The 17799-nt window shown below is 43.5% G+C and carries 20 protein-coding genes; 10 read left to right on the top strand and 10 right to left on the bottom strand.

The window, feature by feature from the left end:
• The first annotated feature begins 22 nt into the window (after nt 1-22).
• From ACYX4N_RS02830 to ACYX4N_RS02815, 4 genes are all read left to right on the top strand, one after another.
• A complete protein-coding gene (locus tag ACYX4N_RS02830) occupies nt 23-721 on the top strand; it encodes a ZrgA family zinc uptake protein (RefSeq protein WP_476055553.1) in 699 nt (232 codons plus the stop codon).
• A gap of 68 nt (nt 722-789) precedes the next feature.
• Nucleotides 790-1266 (top strand): MerC domain-containing protein, encoded by a 477-nt coding sequence (locus ACYX4N_RS02825; RefSeq protein ID WP_476055552.1) that lies wholly within the window; start codon nt 790-792, stop codon nt 1264-1266.
• 92 nt (nt 1267-1358) lie between these two features.
• Complete coding sequence (gene folE2, locus ACYX4N_RS02820) at nt 1359-2315, top strand: GTP cyclohydrolase FolE2 (RefSeq protein WP_476055551.1); 957 nt, start codon at nt 1359-1361, stop codon at nt 2313-2315.
• Between the two features lie 63 nt (nt 2316-2378).
• Nucleotides 2379-3176 carry a 5'-nucleotidase, lipoprotein e(P4) family gene (locus tag ACYX4N_RS02815; RefSeq protein ID WP_476055550.1) on the top strand — a complete coding sequence of 266 codons (798 nt, stop codon included), beginning with the start codon at nt 2379-2381 and terminating at the stop codon, nt 3174-3176.
• A gap of 18 nt (nt 3177-3194) precedes the next feature.
• On the opposite strand, the gene ACYX4N_RS02810 is transcribed toward ACYX4N_RS02815, so the two are convergent.
• Genes ACYX4N_RS02810 through ACYX4N_RS02800 form a run of 3 tightly spaced genes read right to left on the bottom strand, consistent with a single transcriptional unit; the run spans nt 3195 to nt 4969 of the window.
• Nucleotides 3195-3920, bottom strand: coding sequence for a DUF3299 domain-containing protein (locus ACYX4N_RS02810; protein WP_476055549.1), 726 nt, complete (start codon nt 3918-3920; stop codon nt 3195-3197).
• A 15-nt stretch (nt 3921-3935) separates the two neighbouring features.
• Nucleotides 3936-4382 carry a hypothetical protein gene (locus tag ACYX4N_RS02805; RefSeq protein WP_179984904.1) on the bottom strand — a complete coding sequence of 149 codons (447 nt, stop codon included), beginning with the start codon at nt 4380-4382 and terminating at the stop codon, nt 3936-3938.
• A gap of 5 nt (nt 4383-4387) precedes the next feature.
• Nucleotides 4388-4969 carry a DUF3299 domain-containing protein gene (locus ACYX4N_RS02800; RefSeq protein WP_476055548.1) on the bottom strand — a complete coding sequence of 194 codons (582 nt, stop codon included), beginning with the start codon at nt 4967-4969 and terminating at the stop codon, nt 4388-4390.
• A gap of 191 nt (nt 4970-5160) precedes the next feature.
• Here ACYX4N_RS02800 and ACYX4N_RS02795 point away from each other — a divergent pair, with 191 nt between their 5' ends.
• The 5 genes from ACYX4N_RS02795 to ACYX4N_RS02775 all read left to right on the top strand — a co-directional run bounded on the left by ACYX4N_RS02795 (nt 5161) and on the right by ACYX4N_RS02775 (nt 10570).
• The gene (locus ACYX4N_RS02795; protein ID WP_476055547.1) at nt 5161-6462 is read left to right on the top strand and encodes a tetratricopeptide repeat protein; all 1302 of its coding nucleotides are present in this window, start codon (nt 5161-5163) and stop codon (nt 6460-6462) included.
• Entirely contained in the window at nt 6453-7043 is a 591-nt protein-coding gene (locus tag ACYX4N_RS02790; protein ID WP_476056411.1) for a GGDEF domain-containing protein, read from the top strand. The genes ACYX4N_RS02795 and ACYX4N_RS02790 overlap by 10 nt, the downstream gene beginning before the upstream one ends.
• A 778-nt stretch (nt 7044-7821) precedes the next feature.
• On the top strand, nt 7822-8985 hold the full coding sequence (locus ACYX4N_RS02785) for an MFS transporter (protein WP_476056410.1): 1164 nt from the start codon (nt 7822-7824) through the stop codon (nt 8983-8985).
• A 419-nt stretch (nt 8986-9404) separates the two neighbouring features.
• Nucleotides 9405-10178, top strand: a complete 774-nt coding sequence (locus ACYX4N_RS02780; protein ID WP_476055546.1) for a siderophore-interacting protein — start codon at nt 9405-9407, stop codon at nt 10176-10178.
• A 200-nt stretch (nt 10179-10378) separates the two neighbouring features.
• The gene (locus ACYX4N_RS02775; RefSeq protein WP_012519989.1) at nt 10379-10570 is read left to right on the top strand and encodes a CsbD family protein; all 192 of its coding nucleotides are present in this window, start codon (nt 10379-10381) and stop codon (nt 10568-10570) included.
• A 215-nt stretch (nt 10571-10785) separates the two neighbouring features.
• Here ACYX4N_RS02775 and ACYX4N_RS02770 read toward each other — a convergent pair whose 3' ends face one another.
• The 3 genes from ACYX4N_RS02770 to ACYX4N_RS02760 are packed head-to-tail and all read right to left on the bottom strand — an operon-like array spanning nt 10786 to nt 12639.
• Nucleotides 10786-11307, bottom strand: coding sequence for a CC0125/CC1285 family lipoprotein (locus ACYX4N_RS02770; RefSeq protein WP_474856611.1), 522 nt, complete (start codon nt 11305-11307; stop codon nt 10786-10788).
• Nucleotides 11297-12145, bottom strand: a complete 849-nt coding sequence (locus ACYX4N_RS02765; RefSeq protein ID WP_476055545.1) for an anti-sigma factor family protein — start codon at nt 12143-12145, stop codon at nt 11297-11299. Before ACYX4N_RS02765 ends, ACYX4N_RS02770 begins: the two co-directional genes overlap by 11 nt.
• Nucleotides 12142-12639: an RNA polymerase sigma factor gene (locus tag ACYX4N_RS02760; RefSeq protein ID WP_474803878.1), complete on the bottom strand. Its 498-nt coding sequence runs from the start codon at nt 12637-12639 to the stop codon at nt 12142-12144. Before ACYX4N_RS02760 ends, ACYX4N_RS02765 begins: the two co-directional genes overlap by 4 nt.
• Nucleotides 12640-12908: 269 nt before the next feature.
• On the opposite strand from ACYX4N_RS02760, the gene ACYX4N_RS02755 reads away from it, so the two are divergent.
• The gene (locus ACYX4N_RS02755; RefSeq protein ID WP_476055544.1) at nt 12909-14342 is read left to right on the top strand and encodes a S8 family serine peptidase; all 1434 of its coding nucleotides are present in this window, start codon (nt 12909-12911) and stop codon (nt 14340-14342) included.
• A 35-nt stretch (nt 14343-14377) separates the two neighbouring features.
• On the opposite strand, the gene ACYX4N_RS02750 is transcribed toward ACYX4N_RS02755, so the two are convergent.
• The 4 genes from ACYX4N_RS02750 to arfB all read right to left on the bottom strand — a co-directional run bounded on the left by ACYX4N_RS02750 (nt 14378) and on the right by arfB (nt 17766).
• Nucleotides 14378-15397 (bottom strand): outer membrane beta-barrel protein, encoded by a 1020-nt coding sequence (locus ACYX4N_RS02750; RefSeq protein WP_476055543.1) that lies wholly within the window; start codon nt 15395-15397, stop codon nt 14378-14380.
• A gap of 112 nt (nt 15398-15509) precedes the next feature.
• Nucleotides 15510-16421 carry a hypothetical protein gene (locus tag ACYX4N_RS02745; RefSeq protein WP_476055542.1) on the bottom strand — a complete coding sequence of 304 codons (912 nt, stop codon included), beginning with the start codon at nt 16419-16421 and terminating at the stop codon, nt 15510-15512.
• A gap of 124 nt (nt 16422-16545) precedes the next feature.
• Nucleotides 16546-17223 carry a SurA N-terminal domain-containing protein gene (locus tag ACYX4N_RS02740; protein WP_476055541.1) on the bottom strand — a complete coding sequence of 226 codons (678 nt, stop codon included), beginning with the start codon at nt 17221-17223 and terminating at the stop codon, nt 16546-16548.
• A 126-nt stretch (nt 17224-17349) separates the two neighbouring features.
• Nucleotides 17350-17766, bottom strand: a complete 417-nt coding sequence (gene arfB, locus ACYX4N_RS02735; protein ID WP_476055540.1) for an alternative ribosome rescue aminoacyl-tRNA hydrolase ArfB — start codon at nt 17764-17766, stop codon at nt 17350-17352.
• Nucleotides 17767-17799: the final 33 nt, after the last annotated feature.

Here is a 17799-nt window from a genome sequence, read left to right as displayed (position 1 = left end):
AACATTTACGCAAGAGGTAAAAATGAAAACCATTTCTATTACGTGGAAAAAATCAAAAAAAGCGCTACGCGCCTCTTCAGCTTTTCTTAAAGTGGGTGCTTTTGCCGGATTGAACTTGGCTGGAATGGTTATCAGCGCTGTTCATGCCGCGCCGCATACTCACGGCGAAGGAAAGTTACAAATCCTACAAGCGGGAAGTGAATGGCAGTTTGTACTTCAGTTACCTGTTGCCGATGTATTGGGGTTTGAGTACACACCGACCACAGCTGACGAAAAGAAACGCTATCAGAACATGCAGGAATTGTTTCTGCGCTTCGACGACATTTTTTCCCTTAGCAATACGTGTGAATTGCTCGATACCACCCTTGAGAGCCCTTGGGAAATAGCCGAGGTACATGATGAGCATGATGAGCATGATGAGCATGATGAGCATGATGAGCATGATGAGCATGATGAGCATGATGAGCATGATGAGCATGATGAGCATGATGAGCATGATGAGCATGACAGTGAACACGAAAGCGACGCCCATCACAACACCCATTCTGATTTTCGCGTAGCGTACCTGCTTAGCTGCCAAAAACCTTTAAAGCGTATTGAAATGACAGGGTTTTCCCATTGGCCAAGCTTGCAGCATGTCAACACTATTTGGGTAACAAACAAAGGACAAGGTGCGATGGAAATAACCCCAAATCGGCCAATGTTATCCATTAACAACTAATTATTTTTATACTCTAAGGCGCTAGTTTCATTAATGAAGCATGCGCCATAGCAATATTCGGAAATACTATGAATTCAATAACTCAAGGAAGCAGCGCAATGCCAAAAGTGCAGCTCATTTCAGACAAAATCGCTATGACCCTTTCATCGCTTTGCGTCATCCATTGTTTATTAACGCCTATTTTATTGATTTCCATACCGGCATTGGCAAGCGTGTCTATTCTCAATGATGAAACCTTCCATCAAATACTACTGTTTTTTGTACTGCCTATTGGCGCCTTTGCGCTTTCCGTAGGCTATTTACATCACAAAAATAAATGGGTGGTATTAGCTGGCGCTACTGGTCTTACATTGCTAAGCAGCCCACTGCTGGTCGAATGGGTAGGTTTAGGGCACGAAGTGCTTGGCGAATATGGTGAAGTTATTATTACTGTAATCGCTTCATTTATTATTGTCAGTGCTCATATTGCAAATTACCGACTCAGAGAAACTACTCAGGGCTCGACCTGCGAAGAGCGCGAGAGAGCACAATCACACACCTATTAGTTTCATCACTTCCTCAAAAACGTTTGTTCTATTGAGCGACGCTTAAAAATATAGCGATGTAAGGGTCTTCAAGGTTTTAGTCAGAGGTCATTTTGTCTAGTTTCGATCATCGCGACACGGTACTACCCGATGTCACTACTGAGCAATCTACTGCTCAAGTTCCTGCTATTGATAGTGTTGGTATGCAGGGTATTGCAATACCCCTGCATGTATTAGGTAAGCGCGGTGAACGCTTAAGTAGTCAAGCAAAGGTAGACGTAACAGTAAGTTTAGATCATCCCAGCGCCAAAGGCATTCACATGTCGCGTTTGTACAACCTGCTACAGCAGTACTTGAGCAATAAGGATCTTCACAAGTCGGCACTAACAAGCTTAATGAACGCGCTTGTCGATTCGCAAGATGGGCTAAGTAAAAGCGCACAATTAAATTTACATTTTGATCTAGCCGTGTCGCGTCCAGCGCTTATTAGTAAAACGTCAGGGTATCAATCCTACCCTGCTTCACTGTGTGTAATGCGTACATCAGAGCATTACAAAGCGCAGCTCAAGCTAAGAGTGCCTTATTCCAGTACGTGCCCGTGCTCTGCATCACTTTCACGCAAGGCACTGGCAGAAGCCTTTGTGAAACAATTTGAGAGCAAACAGTTTGAGAGCAAGCTGTTTGAAGGGCAGCAGCTAACTGTAGAAGAAATGGGCGCTTGGCTTGCTTCTAAAGAAGCCAGCATCGCCACGGCTCATGCTCAGCGCTCGTTTGCCGACATAACTTTGGACTTAGCTAACAAAGATATTCCTGATTTTATTGGTATTATTGATTTAGTAGAGAACGCGCTGGGCACGCCGCTTCAGACCGCGGTTAAGCGAGAAGACGAGCAAGCGTTTGCGAAACGCAATGCCGAAAACCTAATGTTCGTTGAAGATTCGGTAAGACGTCTACATGCCGCGTTCAGTACGTATTATCAAGCAACCTATTTTCGTGTAAAAGTAGAACATCAAGAAAGTCTGCATGCACACGACGCTATCGCTGAAATATCAGGCCCGGTTCACCGATAAAATCATACATGGTTGTGTACGTTGAAATTCGCAAGCAGAAAAAACGATAAAAGGAAAATAACATTGTTATCTGTAAACAAATTCGCTGATATCAGCAAACTAGCGTGTATTAGCGCTGCGGTATCAGTTATCGCGGCATGCTCGTCAACACCATCTACCACGCTGGCCGGTGAAAAAGCGCATACGCTGTCTAACGCCGTGATATATCAAACCAGTAGCAAAGAGTACCCTGTCCTCTCAAACTTTGTTTACAACCAGGCTATTGCCGCACTGCCAACGCGCTTTGCTGAAGGCGACGTTGTAGTCATGGATGTTGATGAAACCGTGCTAGATAATAGTACCTACCAAAAAGAGCGCGAGAGTGTCGGCTTAGGTTATTCATCAAAAAGCTGGGCTGACTGGGTAAAGCGTGAAGAAGCCACACTGGTTCCCGGCGTCGCTGATTTTATCGACGAGGTTATTAAGCGAAATGGAAAAGTGGCGCTTATTACGAATCGCGATAAAACGCTTGATAAGCACACGTGGAATAATCTTTTGGCACAAGGGTTACCGCTGACCACCAGCAATACCTGCGTAGTTGGCCGCACTGCTGAAGATAAAGAAGCAGTCGCACTAGAAGGTATGGTTAATGACAAAGACTTGCGAAGAATGCAGCTTACCCAAGGTAAAATCGCATGTTCAAATGCGTCTAAAGACGCCACATCTACGTGGGCGGCGCCTCACACTATTATCATGCAAATTGGCGACAATATTGAAGATGTGGGCGGCGTAACCCAAGAATCTGCCAATGTTGAGGCGCTAATGCCTCGAGTTGGTACAGAGATTTTCATTCTGCCAAACCCAATGTACGGTTCTTGGTAATACATTGAAAAAATAAAATTAACGAATGTCGCTTTCTATGTGGAAAGCGCCATTCTTAGATTCCGCTTTTCCATCATTAATACCATTTCCCAATCCTGAATAGGGCTTTATTTCTATTACGTCTAGTAGGTAAGCCGATGTTCCTTGAGGGTCTTCATAGAGCCCTGTAGAAAACTTACCCGAGAAGGTGTAAGCCTGCTGAATGTTTATCCCCCTAATACCGCCTTGTTCTTGGGTATTATTCAGCGAAACAAACACAATTTGATTCGGCGGAGGCGGCGGAAAGTGAATACATGCGCCAAAATATGGAACAATGAAAAATGCCGTTATTTCACGCTCTGCATTTGCTTCAACAGGTACAATGAACCCGCTAAGCTCAACATACTCTCCGTTAAATGTATCAACCGTATTCACTGAAATCAGCGCTTGTTGATACTCATCGTCGAACGTACGCTGAATAGACTGAAATACTTGTTCATGAAGGGGTAAATTTTGTTGAGAATTCTGATTAGACTGGGCTTTACCCAGTAACGCTTTTTCAGCTTCAGGTAACAAGGCATCCCAAGTTAAAACTTGATACAGTTGAGTTTCTTGCAGCCGCGTGCCGTCTTGATAAATAACAACGTCACTGCTGAAAAATCCGATAAGGCCATTAAGTTTGCCATTAAGCCCTAAACCGACGAACACACCTAATGCGGCGAATGCAATAAAGAAAGCCAGTAAAGCAAAAGAGGGGCGCTTCATTTGTGCATTCAGCGCCTAACTCGCTAAAATTTTTACTTTGCGCGTATAAGTGACTGGCACATTCTTTTTAAGCGCATACACTTTTAGCACAAGTTCGTGGGTACCTTCTTCTTTTGCCTGAAAGCTAATAGCTTGTTCGCCTTTAGCCGAGACCAGGGCGAACCGCTGCGGCGAAAGTAGTGTTACGCCGTCGCTTGCCATTACATCTACACTCACTTCTTTATAGTTCGAAGGAATGGTAAATCGCAGAGGTACAGCAGACGCTTCGAGCTTTGCCACTTCATGCTTCCTATCGATATTAAGGGAGATAAGTGGCTCTTTCGCTGCCGCTAGGTGCTGCTGCATCATAGGATGCTGAAAACCAAACTGCATATTACCCATTCCAGCGTGCAGTTCGCATGCACTGCTATGAAATACTATTGAGCTTGATAAAAGAGTGGCTGCAACGACCGTCTTTTTCATGTTAGTTACTCCTCGTACAGCGTAAAGCTGTCTAACACTAATGAATAGGCTGATGTACCCAGTGCACTTTCGTGGTTGTCGATTTTTACCGTACCTTCGAACCAATAAGGATCGTACAAGTTTTCTACTGCGACACCTTCTTTGTATTCAACGTACAAAATTTGATTAGGCGGTGGTGGCGGCATATGTAAGCAAGCACCAAAATACGGTACGACGAAAAAGGCAGTGGCCTTTTGTTCTTCATTTTGCTCTAAAGGTACAATAAATCCGGGGATGCGAATGGCTTTACCATCAAATTCATCTATTACCCGGGTTGACACTAAAGCTTGCTGATATCGCTGGGCTTGTTCATCTTCAAACTGCTTAGAGGCAAAGTCATCGATAGAGTCAGCAGCAGACCCATCAGCAATATCATTTAAAATTTCTGGTCTGTTTAAAAGCGCACTTAGGTCGTCCTCGGGCATAAGGGCTACCCAGTCAATTTCTTCGTAACCGGCGGCTCGGGTTAAGTTTAACGCGCTAACTAACATTAGTAGTGTCGCAATTAAACCAAGTTTAACGCTAGGAAGCGTGACAAAAAATTTCACAAAGATGCCCCATCAAAGAAACAAAAATACGTTATAACATAATATATTTCAATAAAGTAAGTTTTACGTTTATCTACCCACATTGTTGATTGAGACCTTCATAACAAGAAACTTAGCTCAATATTGTCGAAGCTCGAAACGAAAGACTATATTTTAGTGAATGGAGTTTTTATAAATAGGCGCATAGTTGAATGACTAGAACTGGACTTTTTGTCACAAGTGTATTGCTCACCCTTCTCGCGTTAAAGCCCGCCTACGCTGCTACAAACCAAATCAACCCTGCACCAAACGATGAAGTTATAGCCAGTATCAAAGCGCTACATCGAGCACCCGAAAAAGAAATGGCTAGATTAAAGTCGCTGCTCGATTCAAATCAGTTCTCTCCAAAACGTCATGAATGGGTATACCTTTATGCCTTAGGTAAAGAAAAACAGGGCGAATATGATGAAGCTTTAGCACTCGCAGAGAAATGCATAAGCGATGTTTACGCTAGTAGGCTAATGCAGCAACGCGCAAAATTGCTCAAAGCCAAAATACTTTCACGCAAAGGCGAAATTCAAGAATCGATTAGCTTGCTCAACGCCGTTAAGCAGTGGTCTATGAACCACGGCGTAATACAATTGAATATTGGCGTATTAATGACACTAGGTACTACTTTTGAAAATATTGAAGAACCTAAGCTTGCTCTTGATAACTATCTCTCCGCTTATGAATTAGCTACACAGTTCAAGACACAAGTCCCCCCCTCTCATATTGCTGGTCTGATAGGCACTATTTATTTGCAGCAGTCTAAATTCGAAGAAGCAAAAGCATATTTAAACGAAGCTTATGAATTTGCGGTTAAAAAGAAAAACACTGTTAATCAAAGTCGGGTAGCAGAAAAGCTTGCTCGAACAGAGCTAGGGCTTTCAAACTTTAAAGACTCCGCGCGCTTTTTTGAATTAGCCATAGAGATTGCAAGAAGAAACAATAACTCCCTCCTACTAGCCAAAGCCCTACTCGGCAAAGGGGAAATGTTGTTAGTGCAAGGGAATACCTCTGAGGTAGCCAGCGCCGCTCGCCTTTTATTTGAAGAAGCAAGCGACCTAGCCCGTGATTTAGACTCTACTACTATTTACTTTAACTCGCTTATAGCGCTTTCTCGTCTGGCGCTGTCCAGCGGAGACAAAACAGAGGCATTAGAGATGGTTAGGCTTGCAGAAGAGGTAATAGCGAGCGCAGAAGCAGGCGTTGCCCATTTGGAAGCCGCTTATCTTAAACTGTCTATTCTTGAGAGGTTTGGCAACGAGCAAGATACGATAGACGCACTCAAGCACTACATTGAATTAAATAAGAAAATAACCGAATCACTAGATAAGTCGCGTGAGCAAATAATACGAACGCTTTACGAACTAGACGAAATTCAGGCAGAAAATAGCGACTTAAAAGCTATCACTCAATTACAAGAAGAAAAGCTTGCGCTTAACCAGCAACGAACTTTTTACTGGCTGTAATCACTGGGTTATGTCTAATACTTAGCTTACTACTGTTTTTACTCTACATTAAGCGTGCGCGTTACCAAAAAAGGTTAGAGCGGCTTGCTACTACCGATGCATTAACCCGCTTTTATAACCGGGTCAAAATTCTAGAGTTACTGGAAGGATCTCTCGCCACCTTTGAAGCGGCTAACGAAAAATTTTACGTAGCAATGTTAGACATCGATTTCTTCAAATCTATCAATGATAACTATGGTCACAAAATGGGCGATGATGCATTGCGCCTATTCGCTCGCACTGCGCGACAGCTTTTTACTAAACACGTCGATATGGGCAGGTTAGGAGGTGAAGAGTTTCTGTTTATATTCCATTGCGCTAAAGAAGACCAAATTTACAAACAGCTTGATAGCTTCCGTCAGACGCTAAAAATAGCCTCTGCAAGTCAACTCTGTGCAGACATTAAATTAACATTCTCAGCAGGATTAAAAGTAATTGAGTCCGCGCAAAGCGCTACTGCCATTTTAGAAGATACAGACAGAGCCCTTTATGAAGCCAAAGAAACTGGCAGAGATAAAACCGCTGTAATTAAATGTTTGTAATTTGATACACATTAATGGGAAAAAACTACATAGCCGTATCTCACATGCAAAATACGTTTTTTATAAAAGCGTCAAAGATAACGACAATAACCTTTCAATATCAACAATTTAAAAGACCCCCAACTCCATAAAAAAAGATTGGCACAGATCACGCATACATTAGACTAACGGATAAACGCAGAACGTAATTTGTAGCCAGGACGGCTTTAGCGACGGAGAGGCCAGATTACGTAAATATCAAAGACTGAAGGTGACGACATAGGAAGCATATGGAATGGTTACCAAGGATGAATGGATGAGTCAGTGTTTGAAATTGAAGGATACCTGTAGAGCATTCGTTAAATTGCTGGTCGATGATGAGGTTAGGTAAAAGATAACCTAGATAAACTCGCAGGACGCATGGCTCTTGTTTCATAAGGATTGTAAACAAGCTCTGAGTGCCTACATCGCAAGCACTGACAGTGATGTCTCGTGCAGCAAGGGATTGTTGACCCTATTTGGATTCGTTGAAGTACGTGTGTGTTGCTTCAGCGAAACCATAGTGAGGACACTGGTAATGTCGTCGATATTATTAGTGAGTTGTCACCCGACGACATTCCTCTCCCCTCAAAGGCCCATCCCGGCCTTTACATACCTCTGATTTTGGCCCGCCTTTGGCGGGCATTTTTTTATCCTCAACTGTGATAATATAAACAATACCAGTTCGCATAGATAAAGAGCTACCTGCGTGTTATCGCCATCCGCATCTACTGTTGTTTTTAAAGTTCTCTTCTGTGCATTGCTAGCTACATCTGTCGGTCAAAGCGTCATGCTAACCACGCTTCCCTCGATGGGGCGACAAGCCAACCTTTCAGAGTTTCATATAGCAACAATCATGTCGAGCTCCGCCCTTATTTTCGCCTTTGGCACTAATGTATGGAGCAAAGTAGCAAAGCGTGCAGGGTTCAAACGAATACTAATGGTGGGCCTTACTGGCTATAGCTTAGGTACCTTTGCCTTTGCTAGCGCGTGGATGGCAGGGTTTTCTGGCATTATCAGTGGTACAAACTTATTCCTAGCGCTACTGATAAGTCGCAGTTTGCAATCTACCATTATGTCGGCAACGCCCCCCTCTGCTGTAGGTTACGCTGTCGCTATAAGTTCGCCGAAGGCTCGGGTAAGTGCTATTAGTAAAGTGACCTCTGCAAGCAATGTCGGGCAAATTGTCGGTCCAGCTTACGCTGGGTTATTGGTGGGTTTCGGCTTATTAGCTCCGCTGTACAGTATTGTTCTATTAACCTTGTTAGCACTGGCACTGGTGTATTTTAAGCTGCCAGTTTTACCCCCTTTATCTAAGCAACAGGCAGCTGTGCATGCTAGCAAAGACAATCAAGCACCCACCAAAGTGCCGTATGTGTTTGTTGCTGCATGTATTTGCGTGTTTTGCGTTATGGCAATGATGCAGCAGTCGCTAGGCTTCTTTTTTATCGATTTTTATCATTACACGCCCGTTGAAGCTGCTCGACAGGTGGGTTTTGCAATGATGGTCAGCGCCGCAGCCTCTCTCACCGCACAATTTGGTTGGGTACAAAAAGGGCGTTTAAGTAAAGAAACAATGATCACTCTCGCACTTCCTCTATTGGGGTTGGCGTACTTGTTACTGTTCCTTCAACATTCATTGTTTGTGCTTTATATTGCCATGGCTTTGATGGGGCTAGGTATGGGTATGGCCTACCCATCATTAGCAGCAGCGGCAACAACCTATTGCGCGCCTTCTCAACAAGCGACCATTACCGGGTTAATTACAGCCACTACCGCCATGGGCTATGTTATAGGGCCACCACTCGCAGCAGTTGTATATCAAGTTAATATTGCCTTACCTTTCGCTGTAGCGTCAGTGCTAATTACCGTTACCTCTTGTGTAGTCTATGTAGCGCTGCAAAGAACTAGCCGCCACAGATAAGATTTAAAGACTAGCATCACAGGCGCGCACCTGTAGTTTCATAATTGTTTTTCAAAGGTATTTATTTTTTTACCAATTATTTTTAAAAAATGCGGAACCTTTTCGGGATTGGGCTATCTTACTTAATACATGAAGTCGTTGAGTGTGCGTCTTTGTGGTGTGTAAATGTGTTTTCCAAGTTATGTTGTGGTTTTTTAAGGGGCTTCTTAGCCCCTTTTCTTTTGCCTGCTATTTTTCACATAAGTACTTTCAAATAACCCCCACTTCGCTGTGCTTATCTATCAATTGAAGCCAGTATTTTAAATATCTTCCCTTTAATCTAAAAAATAGAATTTAACAAACGTTATCGTTCCACCTAAAGAAATGGTAATGAGAACTATTATCAAATAAAATCCCCTTAGATTTTTAAGGAGAAGCTAATGCCTAAACCCCAACCCCGCCAAGCTGTCGTGACACAATCTGTTCGTATAACCCCTACTATGCAGCGCGTCTTTTTAGGTGGTGAAGATCTCCGCACTTTCCCTGCCGTAGGGGCGGGTGCTTATGTAAAGCTTATGTTCGATAAAAACGGAAATCCGCTCAACAAACCTACAGATATGGACCAAGTAGCAATGCGCACTTATACGGTTGCTCACTTTGATGCGGATAAGCCTGAAATGATTTTGGATATGGTTATTCACGCAGATAACGGAAAAACAGGGCCTGCTTCAGCGTGGGCTACAAGTACTAAACCTGGTGACGTAATTACAATAGCAGGTCCAGGCTCAAGCAAAGGCTTAAACGAAGATTATGACTGGGTATTGCTAGCAGGCGATATGACCGCTCTTCCCAGCATAAGAAATCATCTTGCGGCTTTACCCTCTCATGCCAAAGGCTATGCTGTAATTAAAATACAAGATGAACAAGACGCAGTTGCGCTCGAAAAACCCGACGGGGTTAAGGTGGAATGGGTTTATGAACAGTCTCTGCCCCATAGTCTTACACAGCTAGATTGGCTGGAAGGCAATCCTTCAGTTTGGGTTGCGTGCGAATTCTCAGATATGCGAGCAATACGAGCATGGCTTAAGGATGAAAAAGCGTTGGCTCACGATAGTTTGTATATCAGTAGCTATTGGAAAAAAGGTCGAAGTGAAGACCAGCATAAAATAGAAAAGAGACAGGATAGTGAAGCCTTTGCCAAGACCATGGCTTAATGCCCTACTCATTGTTCTGTAGTGTTTGCAACTGTTTGTAAATTCTGCATTAAAAATTCCGTTTCATTGATTACACACCCAGATAATATCTATGATAATCAAAGATCTATGACATGGAATGCCATTTGCTGCTATTTGTATAACTGGCAAGTTTTTTCGTCAGTTTTCTCAACCAATTGTTTGGATAAGGAGAGCACGTTATGAACAATGATCGTATTGAAGGTAATTGGAAAGAAATGAAGGGTAAGGTACAACAGAAATGGGGTAAGCTTACTGATGATGACCTAGACGTAATTGACGGTCGCCGTGAAGAATTAGTAGGTAAGATTCAGCAGGAATACGGCAAAAGCCGCGACGAGGCTGAAAAAGAAGTAGACGCTTACTTCAATTAATAATTTATATTTACCCCAAGGTAATTAAACAAAGGCAATGTTTTTAACAGATATTAGCTTTTGTTATCGCAAATTCTAAAGGGCCACAACATAATGTTGTGGCCTTTTTTGTTTGTTTTTAATGCAGTATTAAAGACTAATGCTGTGGCGGGCTAATAAGATAAGCTTGCCCATCTATTAGCCGTTTCTTATCGGCTCCAAGTGATAAAAATAACTTACTCATCTACCTTCGGCTGTAGATTTTCACGTACTTCTCTAGCATCAAAACTGGTTGCCGAAGTAGGCCGAGTGCCTCTACCCAGCTCTATGCTTAGAATACTCTCGATTTCACTTTTTTGAGAGCCCCCGACAAACACTCCGGTTTCAAATTGGCTAGTGGGGTGATAAGACGTACGGCAAGTTAGTACACCACAGTCAGTGACGCGTGCGTAACGTTGGCTAAAGCCGGTAGTTGGCGTGGTCTGCACCGTTTCTTTGTCTACTAAGGTTTCGCGGTCGGTAACGACAAACCAGTCATAGCCTTCCAGTAGGGTTAGCTCAGCAGCGCGCAACATCGCATAGTCCATGGCTTTCCCTTTATCTGTTCCTTTTGCCTTAAAATGTACGCGGTATTGGGTATCACTTAACTTACTTTCGTTGTAACCAAAACCGCCTTTATCTGCTTGTCTATAATCAGGTTGACTTGCACAGCCCGCCATAATCAATACCGCAAGTACTAACATAATTTTAGTTTTCATCATCTACTCCTTCGGCTTTCTCAGCTAGCCAAGTTGCTTCAATTGCGTTTTTTTCTTGCTCTCGGTTTAATGGCGCGGACGCCATCATCATATCTAACTTATCTTCTAACAGTTTGGCGCTAGTAGCCGTCTGATATTGCCCCGTATTTGCGCCTAACTCATCCAACTTACTGGCCGCAAGTTGCCAGCCGCCTTGCTTGTCTTTACAAACTATCATTACATTTAGTTCATCTTGAGACGTCACTTCAGCCTGTCGGCAAAAGTTGAAGTCAGTGTTTAAAAAAGACAGTTTAGGCGTTACGGTTATGCCAGATTCAAACGAGGTAGTCTCTCCACTCAAATTACTGTCGAGCACAGACGACACATTAGCCCAGTGTGAAGGTTGTGAAGTATCAGCACCTCGTTGATTAAAGAATACCAAACCAGCTAAAACCGCCACGCTTGCAGCTATGGCAGCAATTGAAGAAACTCCTTTCCACTTTGCTTGTCCACCGCTTGCGCCATCAGCTGTATTCATTTTTTGAGGAAACGGCCTCACATTTTCCGCTGTGCTTTGGTTTGCTGAGTCCTCTCCATTTAAACGTTCACTACGCCCCTGTATTGCGCTTTTCTCACTTAAGCGACTTTCATCACTCAAAAGCGCGACGATTTCTTTAGGGAGCGCAACTGCAGTCGCCTTTTCTGCAGCCACTTTTACTACTCTGTCTACTTCTGCAAGTGCGGCAAGACGGTCAGAAACCGTTACGTCATGTGCTATCGCCTCGCGAACCGTATCCATTTCTCCAGCATCAAGCTCTCCATCTAAGAAAGCAGAGAGTTTTTCGTCAGATAAGATCACGATAGCACCTCATTTTGCCCGTTTAGTAATTTTGATATTTTTGTTCTGGCTCTGGCAAGACGGCTCATTATAGTCCCTGCTGGCACCTGTAAAACTTCAGATGCGTCGGCATAACTCATTCCCTGTACTGCCACCAAAGAGAGGGTTTCTCTTTGCTCACAAGGCAGTTCATCCATGGCGCTTGAAACCTGCTTCAATGTCATAGAGTGGGTTACCGTTTCATCCATATCTACATGATCATTTGCTGATTGCGCTTCATATGAAAGGGTATCGCTAGCGTTAGTTCTCACTTTCTTCGCCCTGTATTCGTCTATCCAGCAATTTCGGCACACTCTAAATGCCCATGCCATTAGTGTAACTTGCTCAGGGATGGGTTTACTCAATAATCGTTCTAGCGTGTTCTGAAGCAAATCATCAGCATCATGTATGTTACCCGTCAATGAGTATGCAAACTTTCGTAATGACGGGACGAGTTCGGTCAACTCATCTTTCATTTTCATGTACCTTCGTGAAGATTTCCGTTATCAATACTCTATTAACGAGCCACGAGTATTTTTATTCCGTTGAATAACAATTTATTTCAAGCTTTTGTGAATTTAGGTTATCAGCCCTTCTTCGACACTCAGCGGAATTTTTCTTCTTTCTATTCGTCACTACATAAAATGGCAGCAGTGACTTAGACTCTATTTATGACCATGGCACAATTTATGCCATTCCTTCTCAAGGCACTGAACTGCTCCCATGTATTCAGTAAGGTAGCAAAATGAAGTACACACTCTTTGTCGGGATAGTAGGCTTGTTGGCAGCATCTATCTCCCAAGCGCAACTTACAGGAACATTGAATCAAGTGGTTCCACCGGTGCGCCCAATAATTGATAGAGCGCCCTCGGAATTGAAGAGCATTCGAGAGGAAGCAAGACGAAAGGTGCAAACGTCTATCGATGGCGCCAGAGGCCTATCTTCATTGGCTTCAGGCGTTGTTGGCAAGGTCCCCGCTCCCCAATTTGTTGCTCCTACGGCCACGACTATATTATCTGCGTCGGGTCAGAAAATTATCAAAGAAGTTAGGTTAGAAAATGGTTTTCTTGCCGTTGAAAAGGAGTGGCTTTTTATAGGTGAGGAAGCCGATAAAGCATATTTCAATGGCACGAATATAGAAATACTAGAGGCACAGTTTTTACCTGCACTCTCTCAGTGGCTTTATAAAGTAAAGGTAACAGGGGATGAAGATGAAGTGTCGTATATTCGCAACAGCTTACCTAAAAACCTGCAGTCTCAAATAGGACGTAATCATATTTACTTATCCCAAAACGAAGTGGCTACGAACAAAAGCGAACCAGAGCTTAAACATGAGTCAAAAGCATCACCGCAAAAATTTGAATCTTGTTCGACACCCTTGCGCATCGGGATGGTTGATACCCATGTTGTGTCTACCCACCCAATGCTGTCGCACATCAGCCTAAAACAAGCCTCTTTTATTGTTGGTCAAAGCCAGAAGAATGAGCATGATCAAGATAGCAATATGAGCAGTGAAGGTGATGAAAAAGGTATAGGGCAGCCATCTTCCCAAGAAAATACCGTAGCCTTTTCCTCAGATCACGGTACAGCAGTAGCAAGCTTAATAGCGGCGTCGCTACCTGAGTCAAGCCAAGTATTTAACGCTAGTGTATTTTACTCGCGCAATAGTGTTAGCCAAGGTGCAACGCTTATGTCGTTAATTGAAGGCCTTAACTATTTAGCATCACAGCAGGTTGATGCCATAAACATGAGCCTTGCAGGGCCCGACAATCCTATTTTAGCGCGTGTTATACAACAGTTAGATACAAACGGCATACAAGTTATTGCAGCTGTAGGTAACGAAGGGCCAGCCTCTTTACCCTTATATCCTGCAGCCTACCCAGAGACACTTGGCATAACCGCAGTGGATAAATCACATGCAATATACAGATGGGCCAACCAAGGTGACTATGTAGATTTCGCTGCATTTGGCGTATCGGTTGATGCCGCACACCCTAATGGAAAAACGGTTAGGCAAACAGGAACCTCAATGGCTTCCCCTCGTGCCACTGCGCTGTACGCCTGTTTTTTCCGCACAGAGCAACAAAGACACGACGCCTTGTTAAAAATGCAGAAAATAGCTTTAGATGCTGGCAACCCAGGACGGGACAAGGTATTTGGCTTTGGCGTACTGCCTTAAAAATATAGCCGTATTCATATTCGCATTAACGCTCACTAGAAATGAACGTTAATGCCTAATTCAGCAGTGGTTTCTTGATAGTTCGCTCCATCGACTGTAGAAGCAAAGTCTCCGTATTGGGTAGACAATTTGATATCCACATGATCATAAACGGCGTAGTCTGCACTCATTTCAACAAGGTGCCTGTCGTCTTCCCTGCCTATACCTCCATCTTGTTCTGAAGCGTAATCGCGCACGTCTAGCTGATAAGCAACCTTGAGCTCAAGCGGCTTACTAAACACCGTAAATGGATAAGTATAGGCAAGGTCAATTCCCTTCCCTGTATAATCAAACGCATTGTCCTGCGCATCTTCATTTTGGTATTTAAGGGCAATTTGAAAAAAATCTTCCCCTTCAAAAAAGTAAAACAGGTCACTGCGTACGGCAACAGCTTCACTATCACGAATTGGTGTGTCCTCTGGCGTGTTCTCAAACTTCTTGTCGATAAGGTCGCTACTAATACGCAAATAAGCTCGCTGTCCTACCAGTTTTCCCGCAGATAAACCATATTGTTGATAGGTAAGAAAATCGTGCCCATCAAGCTTAGCGCTGGCGTGATAGTAATGTGCGCCTAGTTTTGCAAAGTCTAACGTATACATAGTGCTTGCAGATAAAGTGGTAAGCCCGAGATCAAATTCGCTGAGGGTTTGGTATTTGGTATTTGCCTGACTTATCGAGAGCTCATTTTCCCACTTGTTAGAGGGCTTCACTGAAACTTTTAACAGTGCTTTTGACTGTACAGCGCTGTCGTCCACATTAGAATTTGTGTCCAGCTCACTGACACTTACGTTACTATCGTGGCGATAGCCTACATAACCAGAGCCTGAAAACGCGATCGCTTGCTTCTCTTCATCCGTACTTCTTGCATCATTAGTTACTTTTGACTGACTGTCGTTGCTTGCATAGGCTACACTGCTGGCTATTAATGCGGTAACCGTAGCAAGACCGATGCATTTGCGACTATCCAGGGTAAATAAAATTTTCTTGAGTGAACGTTGAAGTGGTGGGGTTTTCATTATTACTACCTACTACAGAGAAAGTGAAACTCGGTGTTTTCAACTATGAATGGGTTGTGCGAGGAAGTTAGGAGGGGAGCTCTCCCTCCTCCTAACCGTTGAGGCCCATACGTTAAAGACCTAATGCACCCGAGATATTTGAAGCAACGTTATCGTTTACTGTGCTTTCCACAGTGTTTGCAACCGATGCCTCTACCGTGCTTTCTACAGTGTTCGCTACAGTGCTTTGGACTGTACTCTCTACCGTATTTCCTACATTGCTTGCTACCGTTGCAGCAATCGCCCCTTCGACGGCGGTAGCGACAGTGCCAGTTACAGTATTGGTCACCGTACCCGTTACTGTGTTGGTCACGGTTCCCTCTACTGCACTTTGAGCGGCTCCCGAAGCCGTGCTTGCTGCAGCATTTTCCACTTCACCTTCTGGCTGGGTATTCGGTTCAACAGATCCTAATGCTGACGACAAAGCTGAAGTCGAACCAGACACGTTACCCGTAAGCGTTCCTGTCACCGATGCTGTCATTAAATTCGCCGTGTCTGATGTCGCTGAAACAACGCCTTCAAGAGAAGCCTGCGAGTTAGAAAGCAGTGAAGATGTTGCGTTTGTAGACAGCTGTTGAGCGCTATTTGCCAAGAGGTTAGTGTTTGAAGTAGTCGTTTGTGCTACTTCATTTGCCGCTGCTTGATCTGAGCTGCCTTCAGTGCTTTCTTCGGTATTGACTTCAGGAGCTTGATTCAATTCTTGCCCGCTTGATAAGTCACTGCCTGTGTGGCTTGCCAATAGCTGTCCACTAGCATTAGCAGAACTTTCGGTAGACATTTGGCTTGGAGTAACTGTGTCGCCTTGTGCCGATGTCTGCATACTTGATTGAGCTGCAGCTTGGGCGTTTGCACCATTTGTTAGAGAAACTGATGTAGACGTTGAAGCATTAGCTGAAGTGTTTGCCGAAAAGGTTGCTTCTTGAGCCAACACTGACGTTGACGCCATACCTAAAGCCAATGCAATTGCAGTATTTAACTTTTTCATCCGATTATCTCCGTTATTCATAAAGGACACTGAGATAACGATTAGATGAAAGGTTTTATTCCGCTGAGGAGTTATTTTTTCGCAAAGAATAAAAAAGCCCTGTAAAAACAGGGCTTTCTTTAAACTATTTTTCTGAAGCAGTCATGCTCTTTTCCCACCAGGGAAGAGAGTAATCTATATTTTCCGGGTCGTAGGTTTTAGCATATTTCATTTTTACCGAACTCCAAAACGCGGCTTTGAAGACAGGGTCGTAAATGACAAACTCACCTTGTTCTCGATACTGCTCAAACAGTTTTTGGTAAGCACCTACAGGTGTTAAAGGGTTGTCTTGTTGAAAAACCACATCACCGCCATAGGCTTCATACAGCGCTTTAGATACTTTCCAGCTTTTTGCCATACCTTCAGCCATTGCAAGACGGTAACGCTCTAGTTCTTCATCTTGATAAGTGCCATCACTATCTAAGTCAACGGTCCATAACTTAATAACGGAATAAGCAGACTGAATTTCGCTGTCGTTGGGCTCTATAGCGTTTTTATCTGCGAAATCCGAAAGTACAGATTCAGTAATTTTATTACCAAGCGCACGTTGGACTAAAATATCGCGAACTTCTTTTTCTGATTTGTCAGTGAGAATTGACTGAAAACGATCAACATCCTCCTGAGAAGGCTGAAGCTCGGTATTAGATATAGATTTGTTGAACAAACGAGCAATAATCTCGTTTGCGGCTTGCGGTGTATTAATCCCAAGCGAAACTACTATGGCTGCAAATAGCACCATAGGAATTACGTTCGAACGCGTCACTTTGTATGCTTCCCTAAGTTCCAATAATTAGCACAAGCACAAGACACATTCATTTGTTATTGTAAGAATTTTCCGTTGTCTTGCGAAATGACATCTAACAGGCTTAATACTTTAGAATAGTTTTGTTTAAAATTCCACTTTCTTACGCATAGATTTTTTCGCGCCCTGTTGTTTTTTTACATCTAAACGACGGGCTTTAGCTGCTCGGCTTACCTTAGTTTTTATACGCGGCTTTTGTTCTACGGTTGCCGCCTTTATCCACGCGACAAGGCGCGCTAATGCATCTTCTCTATTTTGTTCTTGAGTGCGAAAATTTTGTGCTTTAAGTACAAAAACACCGTCGTTAGTAACGCGACTATCTTTTGCATTCAGTAATTTGGCTTTAAGCTTATCGGGTAACGTCGACTTATTGATATCAAATCGCAGATGTATTGCGCTACTTACCTTATTGACGTTTTGCCCCCCGCTACCTTGAGCGCGAATAGCCTGAAGTTCGGCTTCGTCCTCATCTATCGAGATAGAGCTAGTTATCGTTAATTCCATATCAGTTCCTATACTCTTAGTGGCATGGCGTAT

This window comes from Alteromonas sp. ABH4_452, from assembly GCF_056311825.1.
Note: the sequence above shows the minus strand (reverse complement) of the source record. Positions and strands in the feature narration are given on the sequence as shown.